Here is a 23,664-nt window from a genome sequence, read left to right as displayed (position 1 = left end):
TGATTCTTCTTTAATTTACTGACATTAAATATCTGAGTCTTTTTCAAGATCTGCTTAAGCCACAGCCATTGCATCTACCGACAATTCCGAAACGGTTGGCTTGGCACGTTCAGGCACTAAGCCTAATTTTTGGAACAATTGTTTGTCTTTGCCTTCGCCTGCGTTTGGTGTGGTCAAAAGCTTTTCACCTGAGAATAACGAGTTCGCACCTGCCATAAATGCCAACGCCTGATCTGAATCAGATAATGATTCACGCCCTGCAGATAAACGAATATAGCTGTTTGGCATGATAATACGTGCAACTGCAATGGTACGAATCCACTCAATCACATCCAGTTTTTCTACTTCAGCCAATGGTGTACCTTCAATCGGAACTAACATATTGATCGGCACAGATTCAGGATGTAACGGTAAAGTCGCTAATTCATGTAATAAACCAATACGGTCTTGGGTATCTTCACCTAAACCGACAATACCGCCACTACATACTTTCATACCTGTTTGACGCACAATATCCAAAGTGTTTAAGCGATCATCAAAACAGCGGGTACTAATCACATTAGGATAATACTCACGCGATGTGTCTAGGTTATGGTTGTAATAATCTAAGCCTGCATCTTTTAAGCGTTCTGCCTGCGATTGGTTTAACATCCCTAAAGTCATGCAAGTTTCTAAGCCCAGAGCTTTGACTTCACGCACCATTTCCAGAACATAGGGCATATCGCGTTCATGCGGATTACGCCAAGCAGCGCCCATACAAAAACGTGAAGAACCTGATGCTAAGGCTTCTTTAGCTTCTTGAATGACTTTATCCACTGCAATACGTTTTTCAGCTTCAAGCTGTGAATCATAATGCGCAGACTGCGAGCAATATTTGCAATCTTCAGGGCATTTGCCTGTTTTAATAGACAATAAGGTACTGACTTGTACGGTATTGGCAGCAAAATGTTGGCGATGCACACGCTGTGCTTCAAAGACTAAATCCAGAAAAGGCTGTTCATATAACTGCTGAATTTCTTCTCGAGTCCAATCATTGCGTACGGTCATTATTTTCATCCTTGATTATCACGCATCATGCTTAAACTTGTGCCATCTTTTATTAAGCTGAGCATGCGATATATTTTTAGTGTGATTATTCCTGTATAGAGTATCCCTTTATCTCTGCGTGAGAAATAAAGGGTGTGTGCTGACAAAATTAAAAGGTCGATCTTGCAGCAGTAAATAGCTGAAATAATGTCTTAAGCAATTTCCTTTAAATTTAATTCTTCACGCATAAATTCACGTAATTTAAATTTCTGTGCCTTGCCTGAAGCGGTCATTGGAAATTCACTAAAGAAGCGCACATAACGTGGGACTTTATTGTGTGAAATGTGTTCTGCACAGTATTGGCGAATTGCCTCTTCGGTACATTCATGGTGTTCATGCAAAATAATACAGGCACATAGTTCTTCACCATAACGATGATCTGGCACGCCAATTACTTGCACATCGCAGACCGCATCGTGAGTATATAAGAAATCTTCAATTTCTTTCGGGAACAGGTTTTCACCGCCACGAATCACCACATCTTTAATGCGACCTTTGATTTTTACAAAGCCTTCATCATCCATTTCTGCAATGTCGCCTGTGTGCATCCAACGTGCAACATCAATGACTTCTTGGGTTTTGTCATGTTCATCCCAGTAACCCAGCATGACTGAATAACCACGCACACACAATTCTCCTAACTGTCCGCGCGGCACGACTTTGCCTTCTTCATCGACAATTTTTACTTCCAGATGTGGATGTACACGCCCCACCGTACTGACTCGACGTTCCACCGAATCTTCAGTCGAACTTTGTGCGCTCACAGGCGCTGTTTCGGTCATGCCATAACAAATGGTGATTTGCGCCATGTGCATACGGTCGATGACGCGTTGCATAATTTCTTGCGGACACGGACTGCCTGCCATGATGCCTGTACGCAAGCTAGATAAATCAAATTCATCAAACTGTTCATGCTCTAAAATGGCAATAAACATGGTCGGTACGCCGTAAGCAGCTGTACATTTTTCTTGCTGAATGGCTTTTAAGGTATCGAGCGGGTTAAACACTGCCGATGGATAGACCATGGTTGAACCATGTGTGATACAAGCTAAATTACCCATCACCATACCAAAGCAGTGAAACAGCGGCACGGAAATACAAACACGGTCTTGTGGACTTAAATGAATTGCTTCTCCTACAAAGTAACCATTATTTAAAATGTTGTTGTGGGTCAGCATAGTGCCTTTCGGATTGCCCGTCGTGCCTGAGGTAAATTGAATATTAATGGTTTCATCGAACTGCAACTCACTAGCAATGTGTTGCAGTTTTTTCAGCATGTGTGTGGTTGGAGCTGTCAATAAATCCTGAAAACGATGCATTCCTGTATGTGCTTGATCATCAATTTTAATCACATGCTTTAAATGCGGTAAACGCTTGGCGTTGAGGACTTTATTGTCTGCCTGACACAGCTCTGGGGCAATTTTCGTTAAGATGTCCTGATAGTTGGTACTTTTAAACTGCGATGCAATTACCAAACCTTTACAGGAAACTTTGTTGAGCACAAATTCCAGTTCATTGCTTTTATAGGCTGGGTTTAAATTCACCAAAATCACCCCTGCCTTAAAGGCTGCGAATTGAGTGATCGTCCATTCCACACAATTCGGAGACCAAATGGCAAGGCGGTCACCTTTTTTAAAACCGAGTTTTAACAAACTACAGGCAAAGGCATTGACCTGTTGCTGTAGTTGCTTATAGGTCAGACGCACATTTTGATGCACGCTTACCAAAGCATCCTGATCTGCATATTGCTGGCAAGCCTGATCAAACTTTTCACCAATGGTCATGCCTAACAAAGGCTGATTACTGGTGCCATAGGCATAACTTAACCGTACTTGTGTCATTGAATCGATCTCCTTGATTCTTTGTAATTCTGTTTTCCATTATGACGACGATTACTTTTTGCCTGTTTTGTGCGTTGTTTTTACTACCCTCCCTGCTGTTTTCGCACTGCATTTACACAAAAGTCGGCAATTTGTTTGACAAAGTAATCTTTATAATTTTGATCAAACATCACATTGCGAGACGGGTTTAAAGGTTCAATCACTACAAAGGTCATGGAGCCAACCACACCTAAAGCAGCAGTGTTCAAATCTTCAAAATCAAACTCACCATTGACTTTTCCTTCAGCCAAAATTTCCTTGATGCTCTGTTTGATCAGTTGTTTACTGCGAAAACGCTCATGTTCCATTTCTGGGTCTACAGGCTCGAACATTAACGAATACGCCAATTGAGGGCTGTTCATCGCACGCTTCACAAAAGTGGTGACAGATTTTTGCAATTTTTGTTTTGCACTTAAATCTGACTTCGCAATGTGGTCCAAAATTTCGACCTCACGACGAATCGCATCCGATAAAACTTCAATCAAAATCTGACTTTTATTTTCAAAGTAGCGATACACCAAACCTGTAGATACGCCTGCGCGTTCTGCAATGGCTTGGATAGACGCTTCTTTAAAGCCCCCATGAGCAATAAGTTCACGAGCAGAATCTAAAATCGCCATGCGATTTTGTTCCATACGTTCCTGCATCAATGATGATCTTTTATAACTCATATCTTATTCTCAACCAGATAAAATGAATTGTAAATCATTTTGTGAATTTTAGTTCACTTTTTTAAATTTTCGATGTATGTTAGAACCTAAGCACAACAACAATGCTTGTTTTAGGAACAACAAATATAACCACAGGATGGATGAACACATGATTTTACAAAGCTTAGACTTCGGCTTAGATGAAACCTTAATCGCCCTGCGCGATTCAATCGCTGCTTTTTGTGCAAAGGAAATTGCACCCATTGCTCAACAGGTTGATCGTGATAACGAATTCCCTGCCCAGCTTTGGAAAAAATTTGGCGATATGGGCTTACTTGGCTTAACCGTGAGTGAAGAATACGGCGGCACTAACTTAGGCTATTTAGCTCACATCATTGCCATGCAAGAAATTTCTCGTGCATCAGCATCCATTGGTTTGTCTTACGGTGCTCATTCTAACCTATGTGTGAACCAAATTAAGCGAAATGGGACAGAAGAACAGAAGCAACGCTATTTACCAAAACTGATTTCAGGCGATTACGTCGGCGCTTTGGCAATGTCTGAACCAAATGCAGGCTCAGACGTGGTTAGCATGAAACTGAAAGCTGAAGATAAAGGCGATCATTACTTGCTCAACGGCTCAAAAATGTGGATTACCAATGGCGGTGATGCCGATGTTTTGGTGGTGTATGCCAAAACTGACTTACAGGCAGGCGCCAAAGGTATGACTGCTTTCTTAATTGAAAAAACCATGTCAGGTTTTAGCCACGGCAGCCATTTAGACAAACTCGGGATGCGCGGCTCAAATACCTATCCATTGTTCTTTGACAATGTTGAAGTACCAAAAGAAAACGTCTTGGGCGGTGTGGGCAATGGTACAAAAGTACTAATGAGTGGACTGGACTATGAACGTGCAGTTTTAAGTGCAGGGCCGCTAGGCATTATGGATGCCTGCATGGATACCGTGATTCCTTATATTCATGAGCGTAAACAGTTTGGTCAGGCATTGGGTGAATTCCAGCTTATGCAAGGCAAAATTGCCGATATGTATTCGACTTGGTTGGCATGTAAAGCACTGGTCTATGCCGTTGGCGCAGAATGTGACAAAGCTGAACACAGCCGTAGTTTACGTAAAGATGCAGCCAGTGCCATTTTATACGCTGCCGAAAAAGCCACATGGATGGCAGGTGAAACCATTCAAACCTTGGGCGGTAATGGCTATATCAATGAGTTCTCTGCAGGACGTTTATGGCGTGATGCCAAACTCTATGAAATTGGTGCGGGTACTTCAGAAATTCGCCGTATGTTGATTGGCCGTGAATTGTTTAACGAAACTGCCTAAAAATAAATCACAAGAATAGACAAGGATGTTGGCATGAATCAATTACAGAGCAAAATTAATATTCGCAGCGACGAGTTTAAAAACAACCAAGCTGCGATGCAAAGCCTAGTCGATGACCTCAGAGAAAAAGTCCAAAAAATTGCTTTGGGTGGTGGCGAAACTGCACGCCAAAAACATTTAGACCGTGGCAAATTACTGCCACGTGAACGGATTGACCACCTGATCGATCCGGGTACTGCATTTATTGAAATTGGTCAGTTGGCCGCTTATCAGGTCTATCAGGATGATGTCCCTGCTGCGGGTGTAGTGGCGGGTGTCGGTCAAGTGAATGGCGTGACCTGCATGATCATTGCCAACGATGCCACAGTAAAAGGTGGAACGTACTATCCACTGACTGTGAAAAAGCATTTACGCGCACAGGAAATTGCCGAACAGAATCACCTGACTTGTATTTATTTGGTCGATTCTGGCGGTGCATATTTGCCGCTACAAGATGAAGTCTTTCCAGACCGTGATCATTTCGGACGCATTTTCTATAACCAAGCGCGTATGTCGAGCATGGGCATTGCCCAAATTGCCGTTGTGATGGGAAGTTGTACCGCAGGCGGTGCGTATGTCCCTGCCATGTCAGATGAAACCATCATTGTGCGTAATCAGGGGACAATTTTCTTGGGCGGCCCACCGCTGGTTAAAGCCGCAACAGGTGAAGTGGTTAGCAGCGAAGACTTGGGTGGTGGCGATGTACACACTCGCCTTTCAGGTGTAGCCGATCATTTGGCAGAAAATGATGAACATGCCTTGGCAATTGCCCGCAACATCGTTGCCAATTTAAATAAAAAGCCAAACCCGCAGCCTGAGCATATAGAAGCACCATTATTCGATGCCTCTGAACTGTATGGCATTGTTCCGACTGACGCGCGTAAACCGTTTGATGTACGTGAAGTGATTGCCCGTATTGTCGATGGTTCACGTTTTGATGAATTTAAAGCGCGCTTTGGCACCACATTAATTACAGGTTTTGCCAAACTATATGGTATGCCTGTCGGGATTATTGCCAACAACGGTATTTTATTTTCCGAGTCGGCACAAAAAGGCGCACACTTTATTGAACTATGCACCCAACGCAACATTCCCCTGTTATTTATTCAAAATATCACAGGCTTCATGGTTGGACGCCAATATGAAAATGAAGGCATTGCCAAAAATGGTGCCAAACTGGTGATGGCGGTTGCCACAGCCAATGTGCCTAAACTGACTTTGGTGATTGGCGGTTCTTTTGGTGCAGGTAACTACGGGATGTGTGGTCGTGCTTATTCACCACGTTTTATGTGGACATGGCCAAACTCACGTATTTCAGTGATGGGTGGCGAACAAGCATCGAGCGTATTGTCTACCTTAAAGCGTGATCAGATTGAAGCCAAAGGTGGTAGCTGGTCTGCAGAAGAAGAAGATCAGTTCAAACAGCCAATTCGTGAACAATACGAACGTCAGGGTCATCCATATTATGCGTCTGCACGCTTATGGGATGATGGTGTGATTGATCCAGCACAGTCGCGTGAAGTTTTGGCATTAAGTTTAGCCGCTGCCCTCAATGCACCCATCCAACCGACCAAATTTGGCGTGTTCCGCATGTAAGAGGTGACAAAATGGATTATCAGTTTTTACAGCTCGAACAGAACAACCAAGTGGCTACGGTTTGGATTAATCGTGCGGAATTGCATAACGCTTTCAATACAGAGGTGATTGAAGAATTACACGCCTGCTTTCAGGCACTGAATAGCCGTGATGATATTCGAGTGGTGATTTTGGCAGGACGCGGCAAAAGCTTTTCTGCAGGTGCAGATTTGAACTGGATGAAACAGGCAGGTCAAGCTTCTACAGCAGAAAATCAAGCCGATGCCCTAAAACTGGCAAAAATGCTGCAAAGTTTAGCGACGTTAAAACAACCGACTATTGCCCGTGTGCATGGTATTGCCTTTGGTGGTGGTATGGGTTTGGCAGCTGCCTGTGATATTTGCGTTGCCAGCACCGATGCCAAGTTTGCGACCTCTGAAGTACGTTTAGGTTTAGCACCATCTACCATTAGCCCTTACGTCATTCGTGCGATTGGCGCACGTCAGGCATCACGTTACTTTTTAACGGCAGAGCGTATTTCTGCAGAACAGGCACAGCAAATTGGTTTAGCGCATGAAGTCACTTCAGCCGAAGACTTAGACAGCAAAATTGATGAAATTGTGCAAGCCTTATTGCTTGGTGGCCCAGAAGCGCAACATGCTTCTAAACAACTGATTCAGATGGTTAATCATCAAGTTTTGACCGAAGATTTACTCCAACAAACTGCACAGCATATTGCACATGTTCGCCAAGGAACTGAGGCGAAAAATGGCTTAAATGCTTTTTTAAATAAACAAAGCCCGGCTTGGATCAAGACCACGGCAGAATAAAAGAAGGATCGCACGATGTTTGAAAAGATTTTAATTGCCAACCGTGGTGAAATTGCCTGCCGTGTAATTCGTACCGCAAAAAAACTTGGGATTGCGACTGTCGCGGTGTATTCAGATGCCGATGCGCAATCACAACACGTTAAACTGGCAGACGAAGCCATTTATATTGGTGAATCGCCTGCGGCACAAAGTTATTTGCAAGTTGAACGTATTATTCAGGCAGCCAAAAGCACAGGTGCACAAGCGATTCACCCGGGTTATGGTTTCTTATCTGAAAATGACCAATTCGCACTTGCCTGTAAAGACAACAATATTGTTTTTATTGGCCCGCCAGTTGAAGCCATTTTGGCGATGGGTCTAAAAGCAACCTCTAAAGCCTTGATGGAAAAAGCAGGTGTGCCACTAACTCCGGGCTACCACGGCAGCAATCAAGATGCGGCATTTTTAAAGCAACAAGCCGACAGCATTGGTTATCCTGTGCTCATTAAAGCCAGTGCAGGCGGTGGCGGTAAAGGCATGCGTTTAGTAGAACGCAGTGAAGACTTTCTCAGCTCACTCGCTTCATGTAAAAGTGAAGCACGTTCTAGCTTTGGTAATGAAGATGTGCTGATTGAACGCTATGTGATTCAACCACGTCATATTGAAGTACAGGTTTTTGGCGATACTCACGGCAACTACGTGCATTTGTTTGAACGTGATTGCTCGGTACAACGTCGCCACCAAAAAGTGCTTGAAGAAGCACCTGCACCAAAAATGCCAGAAGATAAACTCGAAACTATGCGCCAAGCCGCAATTGATGCCGCACGTGCTGTAAATTACGTGGGCGCAGGTACGGTAGAGTTTATTGTCGAGCAAGACGGTACTGCTTATTTCATGGAAATGAATACCCGCTTGCAGGTCGAACACCCCGTCACAGAAATGATTACAGGGCAAGACTTGGTTGAGTGGCAATTGCGAGTTGCTTTTGGTGAGCCATTGCCAAAACAGCAACATGAATTGCAAATTCATGGTCATGCCCTTGAAGCGCGTGTGTATGCCGAAGAACCAGAAAAAGGCTTTATTCCTGCCATTGGTCAAATCAGCTATCTGCATTATCCAGAGCAAAATGATGCCGTACGTGTCGATAGCGGGATTGTCGAAGGTGATGAAATCAGCACCTACTACGACCCAATGATTGCCAAACTGATTGTTTGGGGTAAAAACCGTGAAGCAGCATTAACGCAAATGCACCATGCTTTAGGTCAGTTCCACGTCGATGGTTTAGGCAACAACATTGCATTCTTGGATCGTTTGGTGCTGTGTGATTCCTTTAAACATGCCAATTTGGATACAGGGCTTATTCAACGTGAGGAAGCATTTTTACTTAACGCAAAACCTGAAGTCGCTACAGAAACTGTCGTTGCAGCTGCGTTAATTGATGTACTTTCTCGTATTCAAAACAACAAAGCGGCAAACAACGCGGTTTGGCAAAAAGACCACTTCTGGCGCTTAAATCAGCAAAGCGCCCACACAGTGCAATTACAGTGCAATGACCAAACACTCAAAATCCAGTTAAAACCATGCACTTCTGGTTTTGAGGCTCACTACAATGGGCAAACGCTGAGCGTTCAAGGCGAGCTTTTGGATGCACATCGTCTACAGGTTTGTATCAATGGTCAGCAACAAAAAATAGCATTTAACCAACATGCGCAAGGCATCACCCTGTTCCAAAACGGTCAGCGTCATGTGTTTAGCTATGTACAAGCAAACTTTAACAGCGATGATCAACAAGACAATGCCAACAATCTGACTGCACCAATGCCGGGTGTAATCACCCAAGTTTTGGTGGCAGCCAATGCCCGTGTGAAAAAAGATGATGTACTGATGACACTGGAAGCCATGAAAATTGAATATTCAATTCGTGCGCCTTTCGATGGCATTGTGGCAAGTTCGTACTTCCAAGCGGGCGATCAGGTCAAAGCAGGCGATGAACTGGTTGAATTTGAAGCCTTGACGGAGGAAGTTGCATGACTGAATTTGTCAAAATTGTAGAGGTTGGCCCACGAGATGGTCTGCAAAATGAGAAAACGCCACTCACTTTGGCAGACCGTAAAAACCTGATTTTGGATTTAATGCAAACAGGTTTAAGCAGCATTGAGGTCGGTTCTTGCGTATCGGCCAAATGGGTACCGCAAATGGCAGACAGCGATGTGCTGTTTGCCAGCCTGCCACAAAACCCAAACATTCAATTCAGTTTACTGACCCCAAACTCAAAAGGTTTTGAGTCGGCTTTGGCGGTGGGTTGCAAAGAAGTTGCCGTGTTTACCGCCGCTTCTGAAAGCTTTACCCGAAAAAATATCAACTGTTCAATTGAAGAAAGTTTGGAAAAATTTAGCGATGTCATGCGTCAAGCCAAAGCGCACAACATTCGCGTGCGTGGTTATGTATCTTGTATGGTGGACTGTCCTTATGAAGGCGCAATTGACCCGAAACAAGTCGCAAAAGTCACACAGCAATTATTGGACATGGGCTGCTATGAAGTGTCTTTGGGTGAAACCATTGGTACAGCAACCCCTGACCGTGTGCAAAAAGTCTGGGATGCATGTTTGGCAGAGGTCGATGCCAAAGTTTTAGCAGGTCATTTTCACAATACTTACGGCATGGCGATTGCCAATATTTATCAGTCGCTCTTGCAAGGCATTCGTGTATTTGATTCATCTATTGCTGGTTTGGGTGGCTGTCCGTATGCCAAAGGTGCATCGGGCAATGTGTCTACCGAAGACTTGTACTATTTACTGTCCAAGATGGGTTTTGAAACAGGTGTGCGGTTAGAACCGCTGATGACAGCTAGTCGTAACATCAGCAATGTCTTACAGCGCAATAATCCATCTCACTATGCCAATGCCTACTGGCAAAAGGTTTGTGCTTAAAACCTATTTCATCCTCAATAGCATTGGAACATAAGCAATAAGGATGGCAACAACACAACATGGCAAGTGAATGCCGTGCAGAGAATAAAGAGGTGACAAATGTCCAATAAAGTATATGACAGCGCACAAGCTGCATTAAATGGCGTGGTTCAAGATGGGCATACCTTGGCGGTGGGTGGTTTTGGTTTATGCGGTATTCCTGAAGCCTTGATTGCTGCGTTAAAAGATACAGGTGTGAAACAGCTGACTTGTATTTCCAACAACGCAGGGGTCGATGGTTTTGGTTTAGGCTTATTGCTTGAAACCAAACAAATTAAAAAAATGATTTCATCTTATGTCGGCGAAAATAAAGAATTTGAACGCCAGTTTTTAAGCGGTGAACTGGAAGTTGAACTTACCCCGCAAGGCACACTGGCAGAAAAATTACGCGCAGGCGGTGCGGGTATTCCTGCATTTTTCACCCCAACAGGTGTAGGCACTGTCATTGCAGAAGGCAAAGAAGTCCGTGAATTTAATGGCAAAGATTATATTTTAGAAGAATCTTTGACCGCAGATGTCGCTTTGGTCAAAGCCTACAAAGCAGATAAAGCGGGCAATCTTGTTTTCCGTAAAACAGCACAAAACTTTAATCCTGTCTGTGCCATGGCAGGCAAAATCACCATTGCCGAAGTTGAACAGATTGTTGAAATTGGCGATTTAGACCCAGACGAAATCCACTTACCCGGTATTTATGTGAACCGCATTGTCCTCAATGCAAACCCAGAAAAACGTATTGAACAAATGACTTTAAAGGCGGAGGCTTAAGACATGGCTTGGACGCGTAATCAAATGGCGCAGCGCGCTGCACAAGAATTAGAAGATGGTTTTTATGTCAATCTAGGCATTGGCTTACCCACACTGGTCGCCAATTATATTCCTGAACATATCAATGTTTGGTTGCAGTCTGAAAATGGCTTACTTGGCATTGGTGAATTTCCGACTGCCGACACTGTAGATGCCGACCTGATCAATGCAGGCAAACAAACTGTGACTGCACGTAAAGGTGCGGCATTTTTCTCCAGCGCAGATTCCTTTGCCATGATTCGTGGCGGGCATGTCAATATCGCCATTTTAGGGGCAATGGAAGTTTCTGAACAAGGCGATCTTGCCAATTGGATGATTCCCGGCAAGAAAGTTAAAGGCATGGGCGGTGCAATGGATTTGGTTGCAGGCGTACAAAAAGTTGTAGTGCTGATGGAACATTGTGCCAAAGATGGTACGCCTAAAATTGTATCGCAGTGCAGTTTGCCACTCACAGGTAAAGCGGTGGTGCATCGTATCATTACCGACTTAGGCGTGCTTGATATTACTCCACAAGGCGTAAAGTTGATTGAACTTGCACCCGATGTCAGTTTTGATGAAATTCAAAAAGTCACAGGTGTTGCCTTACAAAAAGTCGCAGCTTGATGAATTTATCTCGAGTGAATAACCCTCTCCTTTGCAAGTTTTGATGCACTGCTTTAAAACTTAATACAAGGGAGAGAGTTTATTTTGACTCCTATACTTTTCCACTCAACAAAACCAATAAATCACTGATTTATAAAACGATTCCACTAAACCAAAAATCATTTAAAAAATCACTTTCAATTTCGATATTTGCACAATACTTCGGGATTGATCCACAATAAAAAAGCCTTCACTTTGCAAAGTGAAGGCTTACAAGAAAATAGACCTATTTTAAGATCGAGGCGCCTTTTGCTCTACCACGCCAGCATCTTCCACACTACGCACCGTGCCTGTATCTACATTCAAGACTTCAAACTCAATACGGCGGTTTTTAAATTGACCTTCTGGCGTTGCATTTGCCGCAATCGGCTGCTCTGAACCAAAACCAATGGCTTGCAATTGACCCGGATTTACACCACGTGATACTAAATAATCGACCACTGCTTGCGCACGTTGTTGTGACAAAGTTTTGTTGGCATTGGCATCACCTACGGCATCGGTATGCCCTTTCACGGTTAATTGCACTTGTGGCGCGCGCTGCATCAATACCGCAGCCTGATCTAAAATAGACTTATTGGCTGCTGGAATTTCAGTCGATGCAGAATCAAAATTAATGATTTGCATATTGAGTGCCGTCGCAATATCCAAAGCTTGAATATTGTCAGGATTAATTGCAGCCAAAGCCTGCTCGGCATTGCTAATACTGCTGGTTACAGCCTGATTCACATCGGTTACTGTAGTTTCTGCAGGTTGCTGAGTCACTACAGTCATGTTTTTAGCCAATGGACGAATTTGACTGGCTAAACGCTCTGCATCGGCAGGGTTCGCGGCTTGAATAGACAGTTGATTACCCACCCAGTTTAAATTGACATTCGGTACACCTTTCAGCATTTTTAAAACGCTTGGAATCACGTCCTGATCAATAAATTCCGAATGATAGTTGGCAAAATTTTCTGCACCACAACCTGTTGGATGATTGAAAATTTGCTTCACTTCATTCTGCAGAATTTCCATATAGCTTGGATTATTCAGCAAAATTTGACAGGTCACCAAATTACCATCACTGCCTGTACTGACTTGCAACATTGCAGCCTGATTCGCTGCCACTTGGGTCTGTGTGGTTGCAGGCGCTTGGTTGCGGTCACTACATGCACGGAATAAAAATGCCAATAAACCAATTAAAATAATTAAAGCTAAAATTGGCAATAACCACGAACGGCGTTCTTCTACGGGCTCAGTCACAATGACTTCAGGTGCTTGATGTACGGTTTGGCCCGCAGCATTATTTACCCCCAAAGCAGCCAATAATGCTGTTGCCCACTGCGGTAAAGCCGCCTGAATTGAATCTAAATTGTTTTGCAGTAAATGCTGAATGGCAACTGGGTCAGATGAACCTGCCTGATTTTCCAAAAAGTTTAAACTTGGTGCAATTGAACGATTCAGGGTGTTTTCAATTTCGGTTTGCGGTGCTGTGCCGCTGACCAAATCTAAAAACTGCTGTTTTAAAGATAGATTTGAACCAAATACATCGCCCACACGTGGATTCAGTTGTCGCAGCAGATTGTCAATCAGTTCAGGTCGTGAATTTAAAATAGACAATAAAATGGGATAAAAACTATTTAATGCCTGATTTTTTTCAAGCAAATGCTGGGTTTCCCCTTCCAATACAATGGATGACACACTTTGTTTGAGCAAGTCTATAAAATCTGTTTGCATATATATGCCCTCTTTTTTGTCTTTGTTTTCAAGTTGTTTTTTAGTGTATATGCTTAAAATTTAAACAAATGTAATAAATTGTGGTGTTTTGATTTTGTTGTGAAATTTGAGTCAACGGAATGTAGAGTCTCTTCTTCGATTTTCTATTTGGGGATTGTTAAAATTCAATAAAAAAGCCAGCCGAAGCTGACTCTTATTTAAACTTGAAAATAAAATATCAATCAGAGCATATTAAGCAGTAAAGACGCGTACTGCTTTGCCTTTTACAACTTGATTAATCAAAGGCGTATTTTTGCCTTGTGACACAATCGTTTCTTTGTTCAGTGTCCATTCCACTTCTGGATCAACCAAGACCCAACCCGCTTCCTGTTCCCAACGACTTTGCATTTTTGCCACACGCGCAGGTGCAAGTGTCACTTTTTCTACCCATTCCAATGGACTGAACAGACCTTCCTGAATCAGTTGAATCCCAAATGGAATATAAGTATCAAATGCAGTAAAACCTGACAAAGTATCTGCAAATGGTGCCATTTTTGCAGAGCTATTTAACGGCTCATGATGAGTACAAATCGCATCAATCACACCATCTTTTACACCTTGACGCAGTAATGCTTTGTCTTGCTCTGAGCGCAGTGGCGGACGTACATGCGCTAACGAGTTAAAACCATCAATAATTTGATCGGTTAAATGCAGTTGATGCATCGCAACATCACAAGTGACAGGTAAACCTTTGGCTTTAGCTTGTTGAATCAATTCAACTGATGCACCACAAGACAATAAGCCAAAATGCGCACGTACACCTGTGGCTTCAATCATCAGCAAATATTTGGCAATCGCTACGGTTTCTGCCAAAGTTGGAATCATAGGCAAGCCCTGACGCGATGCAATAAAACCTTCATGCACACAGCCATCTTTAGCAATTTGCGGTTCTTCGGCATAGAACACCACGGTCATGTCCAAACCTGCAGCATATTCCAGTGTGCGAATCACGACATCATCATCTTCAAAAGGTGCATTGGCATTGGACACTGCACTACAGCCGCCTTTTTTCAGTCCCGCCATATTGGCAGGCTGCTTGCCGTTTAAACCTTGAGTTTGTGCACCAATCACTTCTAAATAAATGCCACCATCCAACATGGCTTTTTCGACCAAACCATGAATGAGTGCACCGTTGTCTTGCACGATTGGTTTAGAATCGGGTGGCGTAAATAAGTGCAGAATTCCGTTTTCACGTGCGGCCTTGCCTTCAGATTTGAGCGTGCCATGTTGTTGCTGACCAGGTTCACGTAAACGTGCGCATAAATCGACCATAGTTGGCATGAGCCATTGACCTTGGGCATCTATGCTTTCGCTAATATCTGCACTTTCTGCAACCAACTTGCCATTTTCAAGATATACCGTTTGTACGCGGTCAATTTGCTGGATTGGGTCAAGCACACGTACATTTTCAATTTTTACAATCGCCATGACTTTTTCCTTATACCGCAATCGCGTCAATCAAACCTTGTTCTTGCAATTGACCTTGCATCGCCAAGGCCAATACCGCCATACGTACCGCAATACCGTTGGTTACTTGATTTAAAATCACCGATTGAGGCCCATCGGCAATGCTTGAATCAATTTCGACACCACGGTTCATTGGACCAGGATGCATCACAATACAGTTTGGTTTTGCAAGCGCCAAACGCTCTTTGTTTAAACCGTACATTTTGTAGAATTCGGCTTGTGAGGCAAGTGCTGGCGAATCAATACGTTCATTTTGAATACGCAGGGTGATAATCACGTCGCAATCTTTAATGCCTTCTTCCATTTTGTTAAATAAACGCACGCCTGCGCCATATTCATCAAAACCGTAGGGCAACAAGGTGTTCGGTGCAATCACGCGAATGTCTTTACAGCCCAGTGTTTGCAAGGCAGCCACATCGGAACGCGCCACGCGTGAATGTTTGATATCACCAATAATCGCAACACTTAATTCTTCATAAGGTCGTTGGGTTTCACGGCGAATGGTCAGCATATCCAACATCGCTTGCGTTGGATGTGCATGACGGCCATCACCCGCATTAATAATGGCAACCTTTGGGCAAACCGTTTTAGCAATAAAATGTGCTGCACCTGAAGATGAATGACGCACCACGAAAATATCCGCTGCCATCGCCTCTAAGTTCCACAAAGTATCACGTAAAGTTTCACCTTTAGAGGTACTTGAACGGGCAATATCAATATTGAGTACATTGGCAGAAAGACGCTTGGCTGCGGCTTCAAATGTGGTGCGGGTACGGGTAGAGTTTTCGAAGAACAAGTTCATCACCGTACGCCCTTCCAGCAAATTATTGGTGATCAGTTGATTTTGTTCATTGAAAAAGGACTGTGCTGTGTCCAGAATTTTAGTAAGGGTTTCTTTGGAAAGACCTTCGATGGTCAAAAAGTGTTTTAAATGCCCATCTTTATTCAATTGAATCTGGCTCGGAGTATGCAATGCCGCCAAATGCATGAGAGATTCCTTATACGTTAAGTTAACGCATTATACAGAAATTGATTTGCCAAAGCAGTGCCCGTTGGCGTGATTTCAACAAAAGAAATAGATGATTTTAAAAATTAAGTCAGTGCAATACATCTAGACTTTCAATGAAAAAACTCGCTTGCTAAAACTCAGCACTCTCTTTGCACTTCAAATTTCAGATCTTTTTGGAAGCAAATCGAGTGCTCGACGCCAAATGCCTTCTAGCGTAATGCACCAATATAATGGTGTGCGACCTGTGCCTGATAAATTTCTTCTTCTGTTGGTTCGTGCGTCTCTTCTAAACTGTCTGTTAGCTCCTCATTATCTTCTTTTTTATCTATGCTCAGATCATTTTGAATATCATTGCCAAGATCATACTGCGGTGCCAATTTCACTAATATTGCTTCCAAACGGGATATATGATGATGCAGTTCGGCGTCTTGTGTCGCCAAAGCCAACTGCACCACATAACGTGCATAATCGGTATTTTCCACTAAATACATCACATCTATTACACGTCCACTCACACGTCTTAAACGGGTATAAATTAAAGTCGCAACCGAAAAAAGTTCACTTTGACCAAGCGCATGCAATGTACTCATCTGAATATAACCCCTTAAATTTTTTTGCTTTTAAAATGCTTTTTTCATTTGCATGATGTTCAGTATGCAACTCACATTTACGCACGCAAATACGATGTGTATTTGCAGCTTGAACTCATGCCACCAAGTATTAGCAAGATTCGTACCAATCATGTGAATATTCAGATATCTAAAAACCAATAAAAAGCGTTAAGCATAAAATGTGATGAACTTAACTCAGATCTAATGTGTAAATTTTCGCTATATCAATGATGACTGCAGAATTTAACCAAGATGCTTATTCAACACTGTTTAAAATTCTGCTGAATTCAGGCTAAATCACTAAGTTTTACCACACAAAATACGTTAAAATAGCCGATTGCTGAATTGCTTTTGGAAATTTTCATGAATTCGAAACCCCGTCTTTCTACATATTGGGTCACCTGTGCAGATGGACTTGAAACCTTACTTCAAGAAGAAATGCAAGGTTTAGGTATTCCAAATATCGAACGTTTACCGGGTCGTTTAATTTTCAAAGGCACACTCGAAAATGCCTATCGTGTCTGCATGTGGTCACGTTTAGCCTCACGTGTCCTTACACCAATTCACACACACGAAATTGAATTTAGTCACGACGCGCGCGATGTAGCCGAAGAGCTTTATGAAGGTGCGCTGAGCTTTGACTGGTCACTGATTTTTGCGCCACAAAGTACTTTTGCAGTGCGTTTGCATATAGAGCGTGACATTAAAGTGAACAGCCAATTTGCGACCTTGCGCGTTAAAGATGGTGTGGTCGATTCATTTATGGATGCAGTGGGCAAACGTCCAAGCATTGACATCAAACAGCCTGAAATTACCTTATACGTGTTGGCAGGTAAAAAAGAACATACATACTGCCTAGATTTATCTGGCGATTCACTGCATAAACGCGGCTATCGTCGTTTTATGACCGATGCCCCAATTAAAGAAAACCTTGCCGCAGCGATTCTGCAAAAAGGTCAATTACAACAAATTCAACCCGACATTATTTTAGACCCAATGTGTGGTTCGGGTACGTTTATTATTGAAGCATTGATGATGCTGACTGACCGTGCACCGGGTTTGGTACGTCGTTTCGGTTTTAACGGTTGGCAAGGTCACGACCATGAATTATGGATGAGCATTAAAGCAGAAGCGGCTGAACGCCATCAAACTGCATTACAACAACCATTGCCAAAATTTTATGCTTTCGATGCCGACTGGGAAGCAGTCAAAGCCACCAAGCAAAATATTATTGCAGCAGGTTTTGAAAGTCTGCTCGATCAGATTCAAATTGAAGAACGTACTTTGGCTGACTGGCCCGACTTTCAAGCCGAAGGTAAAAAGGCCTTTATTGTAACCAACCCACCTTATGGTGAGCGTTTGGGCGATAAAGCCTCGAACCGTGCCTTATATTTGGGTCTGTCTGCCCTCTTGCAAAAGCATTTCCCAAATCAAAAAGCAGCCGTCATTGCAGCCCAAGTTGAACAAGCCGATGTGTTGGCTTTCAATGACCCGCAAATTTTACGTTTGATGAACGGTAAACTGCCAATTTATGTCCGTTTTGGTACGATCAAACCTGCAACCGTCGCGCGTCCATTCTTAGCAGATTGGCAACCGCAACAGTTTGAACCCATTGAAGGCGCAGAAGATTTCACCAACCGTTTGCAAAAAAACATGCAGAGCCTGAAAAAATGGGCGGTGAAAGAAAATGTGCATTGCCTGCGTTTATACGATGCAGACTTACCTGACTTTAATGTCGCAGTCGATTTATACGGCGACCGTTTGCACGTGCAGGAATATGCGCCGCCGAAAAAAATTGATCCTGAAAAAGCCAAAAAGCGTTTTAACCTTGCCTTACAAGCCATTCGTGCCGTGACAGGTTTAGGGCGCGATGCGGTATTTATTAAAACCCGTGCCCGTCAGGAAGGTAAAAACCAGTACACCAAACAAAGTACCGCCTCGAAGCGTTTTATTGTGCAAGAAGGTCAGGCTAAAATTTTGGTTAACCTCACCGACTACCTAGATACAGGCTTGTTCCTTGACCATCGTCAAATGCGTTTACGTATTGCCAAAGAAGCACGTGGCAAGCACTTCCTGAATTTATACAGTTATACCTCAACTGCAAGTTTACATGCCGCGCTTGGCGGTGCAGCAAGTACCACCAGCGTCGATTTATCCAATACTTATTTGAATTGGTCTAAAGAAAACTTTGTATTGAATGGTTTAACGGTAGACCATGCCGATGAACAACATCAATTCTTTGCCAGTGATTGTTTTGAATGGCTCAAAGAAGGTCATGAACAATATGATCTGATCTTTATTGACCCACCAACTTTCTCAAACTCTAAAAAGTTCTACGGAACATTTGACGTACAACGCGACCACGTTTCTTTAATTAAGCGTGCCATGAACCGCTTAACCACAGGCGGAACGCTGTACTTCTCCAACAACTACCGTGGTTTTGAAATGGATGAAGAAATTGAAGCCATGTTTGATGTGCAAGAAATTAGCCATGAAACTATTGGGCTAGATTTCAAACGCAATACCAAAATCCACCGTGCTTGGAAAATTCAGCACCCGCCTGTTTAAATAAACGATATGGCAATACAACAAAGCCTGTTCATTTGAACAGGCTTTGTTGTATCGTAGATCAGTATCTAGATTATTGACCAGTTAAAAACTTCTTTTCACCATATTGATAATGCATCGACAGTTTAAATTCATCACCATCACGTTGAATTTGCTGATTGCTTTGCATCGCACTGAGCATCTGTTCTAATTCTTGATCAGACATGCTTTTACCCGCAGCATTCATATAATTATTCATAATAGTTTTGACTACTTGTTTGTTAAAACTCACATCGGTTTGCACTTCTAGCAAACTTGGGAACATTTTCGCTAAGCCTTCTACAGTGGTTTGATGCCCTGGCATCACTTTACCAACCAAATCTGCCCGAATACTGCCTGTGCCTAATTTCAACTGATTCTTCTTGGATTCGAACTGAAAGCCCTCATTAATCACAGCCAACAAGGCTTGTTGTACATCTTTCTCAAAGTTTTCCGCTTCTAGGCATGAGTTGTTTTGTTTTTGCACAATATCAAGAAACGTCTGCATTTTACTGCGCTGCAAATTTTTAACATCCCAATTCACTTGCAGGTCTTGCATGGCAGGCACATTATTTAAACCCAACTCGGCAATTTTAAATTTCGATTGAATATCTACCGTGCGCTCATGCAGTTGAGTATCCATACGCCAACTGAAGTCTTTCATTTTGCCTGAACCCACTGCTTTTGGGTCTTGACGCTGCATTTCTGCAATACTGAATTGGAAATAGCCCGGCTCTAAAGACTGCACATTCAAAGCCTGATTGGTTTTAAACTGCATGCCTTTTACTTGAAGATGTCCAAATTGATCCAGCACCGTCAATTGAGGCACATCAAAACTCATATTTACAATTTTCTGCTGCCCCTGACTTTGTTTCGCCTGAAACTCAATCTGCATAGGAGAAAATTTAGCTTCAAGTCCTGCTTCTTTTTTCTCTATAGCAGGTATGCTCAATTTCGTGGTCGATACACCCAACCAATTCACTTGCGTTGTCACATTTAGAGGCTGCTGAAAGAACTCGGAAAATTGTCCCTGCCCTTGTTCCAGATTCATTTTAGAATCAATTTGGTAACCTTTCCATGTCCGCTGAATTTGATCTTGTCCGTGAAACACCAGTTTTTCTTTAGCATTACATGGGTCTGCAATAATGGTCATTTTCCATTTGGCAGTACCTGTTAAAGTCCCCATGTCGTAGTCCGTATATTGGACGCTCACATTGGGTACAGGATTTAAATTTTGTTGATAATGCTCACGCAGGCTCTTATCTGCATATAAATTTCCTGCAGTGACAGCTCCTGCCAACACTGCAACCCCCATTCCACCCCATACTATTTTTGACATAGATTCTGCTCAGAATTTATCTATTCTTATTGAACAATAAATTATAATTAATCTTCTTTAAAAAAGATAATTGTTTTGCAAATAAATCACTTAAATATAATATTCATCACAAAATATTAAAAATAGCTGTCATTTTTTACCAAAAATTTTACTTATGTGACCTAAATTGTCAGTCATAAAAAACCCAGCCGAAGCTGGGTTTCTTAAAAGTTGCTTACACATAGCCAATTAGCTGAGTTTCATTTTTTCAAACAGCAAATGACCATTTTCAGCTTTAATTAAAATCGTATCACCTGCAACAAAGTCACCTGCGAGGATTTTTTGCGCCAATGTGTTTTCCACTTGTTGCTGAATTGCACGTTTCAATGGACGCGCACCGTAGACTGGGTCAAAACCTGCTTCAATCAATTGATCAAATGCAGTATCGTCTATCGACAAGCTCAAGTCGCGTTCGCTTAAACGCGCACGTAAACGATCCAATTGAATATCGGCAATGCCACGAATTTGTGCTTTTTCCAGTGAATGGAACACCACCAACTCATCAATACGGTTAATAAACTCAGGGCGGAAATGTTGTGAAACTGCGGCCATGACCACGGTACGCACTTCTTCACGTGTTGGATTGTCACCCAATTCACGTACTTCGTGTGAACCCAAGTTAGAAGTCATCACAATTACAGTGTTCTTAAAGTCCACCACGCGACCTTGCGAGTCGGTTAGGCGTCCATCATCCAACACCTGCAACAAGATGTTAAATACGTCTGGATGGGCTTTTTCCACCTCATCAAACAGCACCACACTGTACGGTTTACGACGTACTGCTTCGGTTAATACACCACCTTCTTCATAACCGACATAGCCTGGAGGCGCACCGACCAAACGGCTGACCGAGTGTTTTTCCATAAATTCAGACATATCAATCCGAATCATGGCGTCATCGCTGTCAAACAAGAAGTTCGCTAACGCTTTGGTCAATTCTGTTTTACCTACCCCTGTTGGGCCAAGGAACAGGAACGAACCACTTGGACGGTTAGGATCAGACAAACCTGCGCGTGAACGACGTACCGCATTCGACACCGCCACCACAGCTTCATCTTGCCCCACCACACGGTTATGCAAGAAATCTTCCATGTGTAGCAATTTTTCACGTTCACCCTGCAGCATTTTCGATACAGGAATGCCCGTTGCAGCACTCACGACTTCAGCAATTTCATTGTCCGTAACTTTGTTACGCAATAATTTTGGTTCTTCTTTCTCTTCAACCAACTCATCTTGTGCCAGTTGTTTTTCCAACTCAGGAATCACACCGTATTGTAAACGTGACATTTCCGCCAAGTCATTTTCACGCTGCGCTTTTTGCAATGCCATACGTGCCTGATCAAGCTGAGTCTGAATTTGCTTGGTGCCTTCAACCAAGGTTTTTTCCGCTTTCCAGACTTCTTCCAAATCATTGTATTCATTCTGAACTTCAATAATTTGTTTTTCCAGATGTGCAACTTCAGCACGGCTGCCTGCATCTTCATCTTTCTTCACGGCTTCAAGTTGCAGTTTTAATTGAATTAAACGGCGCTCTAATTTATCTAAGGCTTCAGGCTTAGAATCTAGCTCCATTTTAATCCGTGACGCTGCCTCATCCACCAAATCAATTGCCTTGTCGGGAAGTTGACGGTCAGTGATATAACGGTGCGACATTTTAGCGGCGGCAATAATCGCCGAATCTAAAATTTTAACCCCGTGGTGCACTTCGTAGCGTTCTTTCAGACCTCGTAAAATTGCAATGGTGTCTTCTACACTTGGCTCATCGACCAATACTTTTTGGAAACGACGCTCTAAAGCCGCATCTTTTTCAATATATTGACGATACTCATCTAAAGTAGTGGCACCGACGCAGCGCAATTCGCCACGCGCCAATGCAGGTTTCAACATATTGCCTGCATCCATGGCACCATCGCCTTTACCTGCACCCACAAGTGTGTGTAATTCATCAATAAATAAGATGACTTCACCTTCTTGTTTCGCCAAGTCTTTTAAGACCGCTTTTAGGCGTTCTTCAAACTCACCGCGATATTTCGCACCTGCCAACAATGAGCCCAAATCTAAAGATAAAACACGTTTACCTTTTAAACTTTCAGGCACTTCACCATTCACAATACGCTGCGCCAAACCTTCAACAATCGCAGTTTTACCCACACCAGGTTCACCAATGAGTACTGGGTTGTTTTTGGTACGGCGTGACAACACCTGAACGGTACGGCGAATTTCATCATCACGACCAATTACAGGGTCTAGCTTGCCCGCCAACGCACGTTCGGTTAAATCGATGGTATATTTATTGAGTGAGTCACGTTGATCTTCGTGATTATTGCTCATGACTTTTTCATCCCCTCTAATTTTGTCAATCACGCTACGCAAACTATCTGAGGTCACGCCTACACTGTTCAGTAGTGTTTTGGTCGCGCCCACTTCGGTCAAACCCAGCATCAACCAATCGGTTGACAAGAACTCATCACCTGCTTTTTGGGCAAAACTGTCAGCCAAATTCAAGGCTTTAACCGCATCTGGACTTAAGTTGATATCGCCTGTTGGATTGGCCAAAGTCGGTGCATCGGCAATCGCTTGCTGTAATTTGCTTTGCAAATCACGTAGGTTGGCGCCTGCTTGTTGTAATAAACTGACATTGGAGGCTTCTTCGAGCAAAGTCGCCAATAAGTGAATGCCTTCAATGGCAGTATGATCTTTCCCTATCGCAAGAGATTGGGCATCGGATAAAGCTTGCTGTAGTCGGTTGGTAAACTTTTCAAAACGCATTCTTGTTATTCCTCACAACAAATTGTGTACTTGATGGATATATGGGAACGCAGGCGTAAATTTCAATTAAATTTTTTATATATTTTTCAAAATCTTAATTAAAATTAACAGATAGATTTCAGTAATAATATTGGACTGATTAAAGTAAATTTCAAGTTTAGTCTGGTAATTTTTTATTTTAGTTGAGTCATTGACATACACTTGCATATCAATCAATTAAAGGCTTTTGATTGTTATTTATGCCATTTGAAATATTTAGTTACAATGATTGGCAAAATATACCAACCATTGTA

At 42.8% G+C, this 23,664-nt stretch carries 17 protein-coding genes; 8 read left to right on the top strand and 9 right to left on the bottom strand.

Annotation, left to right across the window (positions count from 1 at the left end; genetic code table 11):
• Positions 1-54: 54 nt before the first annotated feature.
• From bioB to FTV28_RS02220, 3 genes are all read right to left on the bottom strand, one after another.
• Positions 55-1,047 carry a biotin synthase BioB gene (gene bioB, locus FTV28_RS02230; protein WP_004971522.1) on the bottom strand — a complete coding sequence of 331 codons (993 nt, stop codon included), beginning with the start codon at positions 1,045-1,047 and terminating at the stop codon, positions 55-57.
• Positions 1,048-1,238: 191 nt separating this feature from the next.
• Positions 1,239-2,927, bottom strand: a complete 1,689-nt coding sequence (locus FTV28_RS02225) for an AMP-binding protein (RefSeq protein ID WP_096901051.1) — start codon at positions 2,925-2,927, stop codon at positions 1,239-1,241.
• 83 nt (positions 2,928-3,010) lie between these two features.
• Positions 3,011-3,637, bottom strand: coding sequence for a TetR/AcrR family transcriptional regulator (locus FTV28_RS02220; protein ID WP_004971526.1), 627 nt, complete (start codon positions 3,635-3,637; stop codon positions 3,011-3,013).
• Positions 3,638-3,785: 148 nt separating this feature from the next.
• Between FTV28_RS02220 and FTV28_RS02215 the strand changes: the two genes are divergently transcribed.
• From FTV28_RS02215 to FTV28_RS02185, 7 genes are all read left to right on the top strand, one after another.
• A complete protein-coding gene (locus FTV28_RS02215) occupies positions 3,786-4,958 on the top strand; it encodes an isovaleryl-CoA dehydrogenase (RefSeq protein WP_004971528.1) in 1,173 nt (390 codons plus the stop codon).
• 33 nt (positions 4,959-4,991) lie between these two features.
• On the top strand, positions 4,992-6,593 hold the full coding sequence (locus FTV28_RS02210) for a carboxyl transferase domain-containing protein (protein WP_131261348.1): 1,602 nt from the start codon (positions 4,992-4,994) through the stop codon (positions 6,591-6,593).
• 11 nt (positions 6,594-6,604) lie between these two features.
• Positions 6,605-7,402, top strand: a complete 798-nt coding sequence (locus FTV28_RS02205) for an enoyl-CoA hydratase/isomerase family protein (RefSeq protein ID WP_004971533.1) — start codon at positions 6,605-6,607, stop codon at positions 7,400-7,402.
• A gap of 15 nt (positions 7,403-7,417) precedes the next feature.
• Positions 7,418-9,412 (top strand): acetyl/propionyl/methylcrotonyl-CoA carboxylase subunit alpha, encoded by a 1,995-nt coding sequence (locus FTV28_RS02200; RefSeq protein ID WP_167845930.1) that lies wholly within the window; start codon positions 7,418-7,420, stop codon positions 9,410-9,412.
• Positions 9,409-10,311 carry a hydroxymethylglutaryl-CoA lyase gene (locus FTV28_RS02195; protein WP_178318497.1) on the top strand — a complete coding sequence of 301 codons (903 nt, stop codon included), beginning with the start codon at positions 9,409-9,411 and terminating at the stop codon, positions 10,309-10,311. The genes FTV28_RS02200 and FTV28_RS02195 overlap by 4 nt, the downstream gene beginning before the upstream one ends.
• 99 nt (positions 10,312-10,410) lie before the next feature.
• On the top strand, positions 10,411-11,115 hold the full coding sequence (locus FTV28_RS02190; RefSeq protein WP_179989329.1) for a CoA transferase subunit A: 705 nt from the start codon (positions 10,411-10,413) through the stop codon (positions 11,113-11,115).
• Between the two features lie 3 nt (positions 11,116-11,118).
• A complete protein-coding gene (locus tag FTV28_RS02185; protein WP_178318495.1) occupies positions 11,119-11,757 on the top strand; it encodes a CoA transferase subunit B in 639 nt (212 codons plus the stop codon).
• A gap of 270 nt (positions 11,758-12,027) precedes the next feature.
• On the opposite strand, the gene FTV28_RS02180 is transcribed toward FTV28_RS02185, so the two are convergent.
• From FTV28_RS02180 to FTV28_RS02165, 4 genes are all read right to left on the bottom strand, one after another.
• On the bottom strand, positions 12,028-13,512 hold the full coding sequence (locus tag FTV28_RS02180; RefSeq protein ID WP_179989328.1) for an OmpA family protein: 1,485 nt from the start codon (positions 13,510-13,512) through the stop codon (positions 12,028-12,030).
• Positions 13,513-13,743: 231 nt separating this feature from the next.
• Positions 13,744-14,979, bottom strand: coding sequence for a dihydroorotase (locus tag FTV28_RS02175; RefSeq protein WP_004971548.1), 1,236 nt, complete (start codon positions 14,977-14,979; stop codon positions 13,744-13,746).
• 10 nt (positions 14,980-14,989) lie between these two features.
• Positions 14,990-16,006, bottom strand: coding sequence for an aspartate carbamoyltransferase catalytic subunit (locus FTV28_RS02170; protein ID WP_179989327.1), 1,017 nt, complete (start codon positions 16,004-16,006; stop codon positions 14,990-14,992).
• 230 nt (positions 16,007-16,236) lie between these two features.
• Positions 16,237-16,617, bottom strand: a complete 381-nt coding sequence (locus tag FTV28_RS02165) for a hypothetical protein (protein WP_168542516.1) — start codon at positions 16,615-16,617, stop codon at positions 16,237-16,239.
• A 384-nt stretch (positions 16,618-17,001) separates the two neighbouring features.
• Here FTV28_RS02165 and rlmKL point away from each other — a divergent pair, with 384 nt between their 5' ends.
• A complete protein-coding gene (gene rlmKL / locus FTV28_RS02160) occupies positions 17,002-19,206 on the top strand; it encodes a bifunctional 23S rRNA (guanine(2069)-N(7))-methyltransferase RlmK/23S rRNA (guanine(2445)-N(2))-methyltransferase RlmL (protein WP_179989326.1) in 2,205 nt (734 codons plus the stop codon).
• 73 nt (positions 19,207-19,279) lie between these two features.
• Here the strand turns inward: rlmKL and FTV28_RS02155 are convergent, their stop codons facing one another.
• Both FTV28_RS02155 and clpB read right to left on the bottom strand, forming a co-directional pair.
• On the bottom strand, positions 19,280-20,563 hold the full coding sequence (locus FTV28_RS02155) for a DUF945 family protein (RefSeq protein WP_004971558.1): 1,284 nt from the start codon (positions 20,561-20,563) through the stop codon (positions 19,280-19,282).
• Positions 20,564-20,791: 228 nt separating this feature from the next.
• Complete coding sequence (gene clpB / locus FTV28_RS02150) at positions 20,792-23,371, bottom strand: ATP-dependent chaperone ClpB (RefSeq protein WP_004971561.1); 2,580 nt, start codon at positions 23,369-23,371, stop codon at positions 20,792-20,794.
• Between the last annotated feature and the right edge of the window lie 293 nt (positions 23,372-23,664).

Origin of the sequence: Acinetobacter sp. YH12252 (genome assembly GCF_013417365.1) — a bacterium.
Classification (GTDB): domain Bacteria; phylum Pseudomonadota; class Gammaproteobacteria; order Pseudomonadales; family Moraxellaceae; genus Acinetobacter; species Acinetobacter towneri.
Note: the sequence above shows the minus strand (reverse complement) of the source record. Positions and strands in the feature narration are given on the sequence as shown.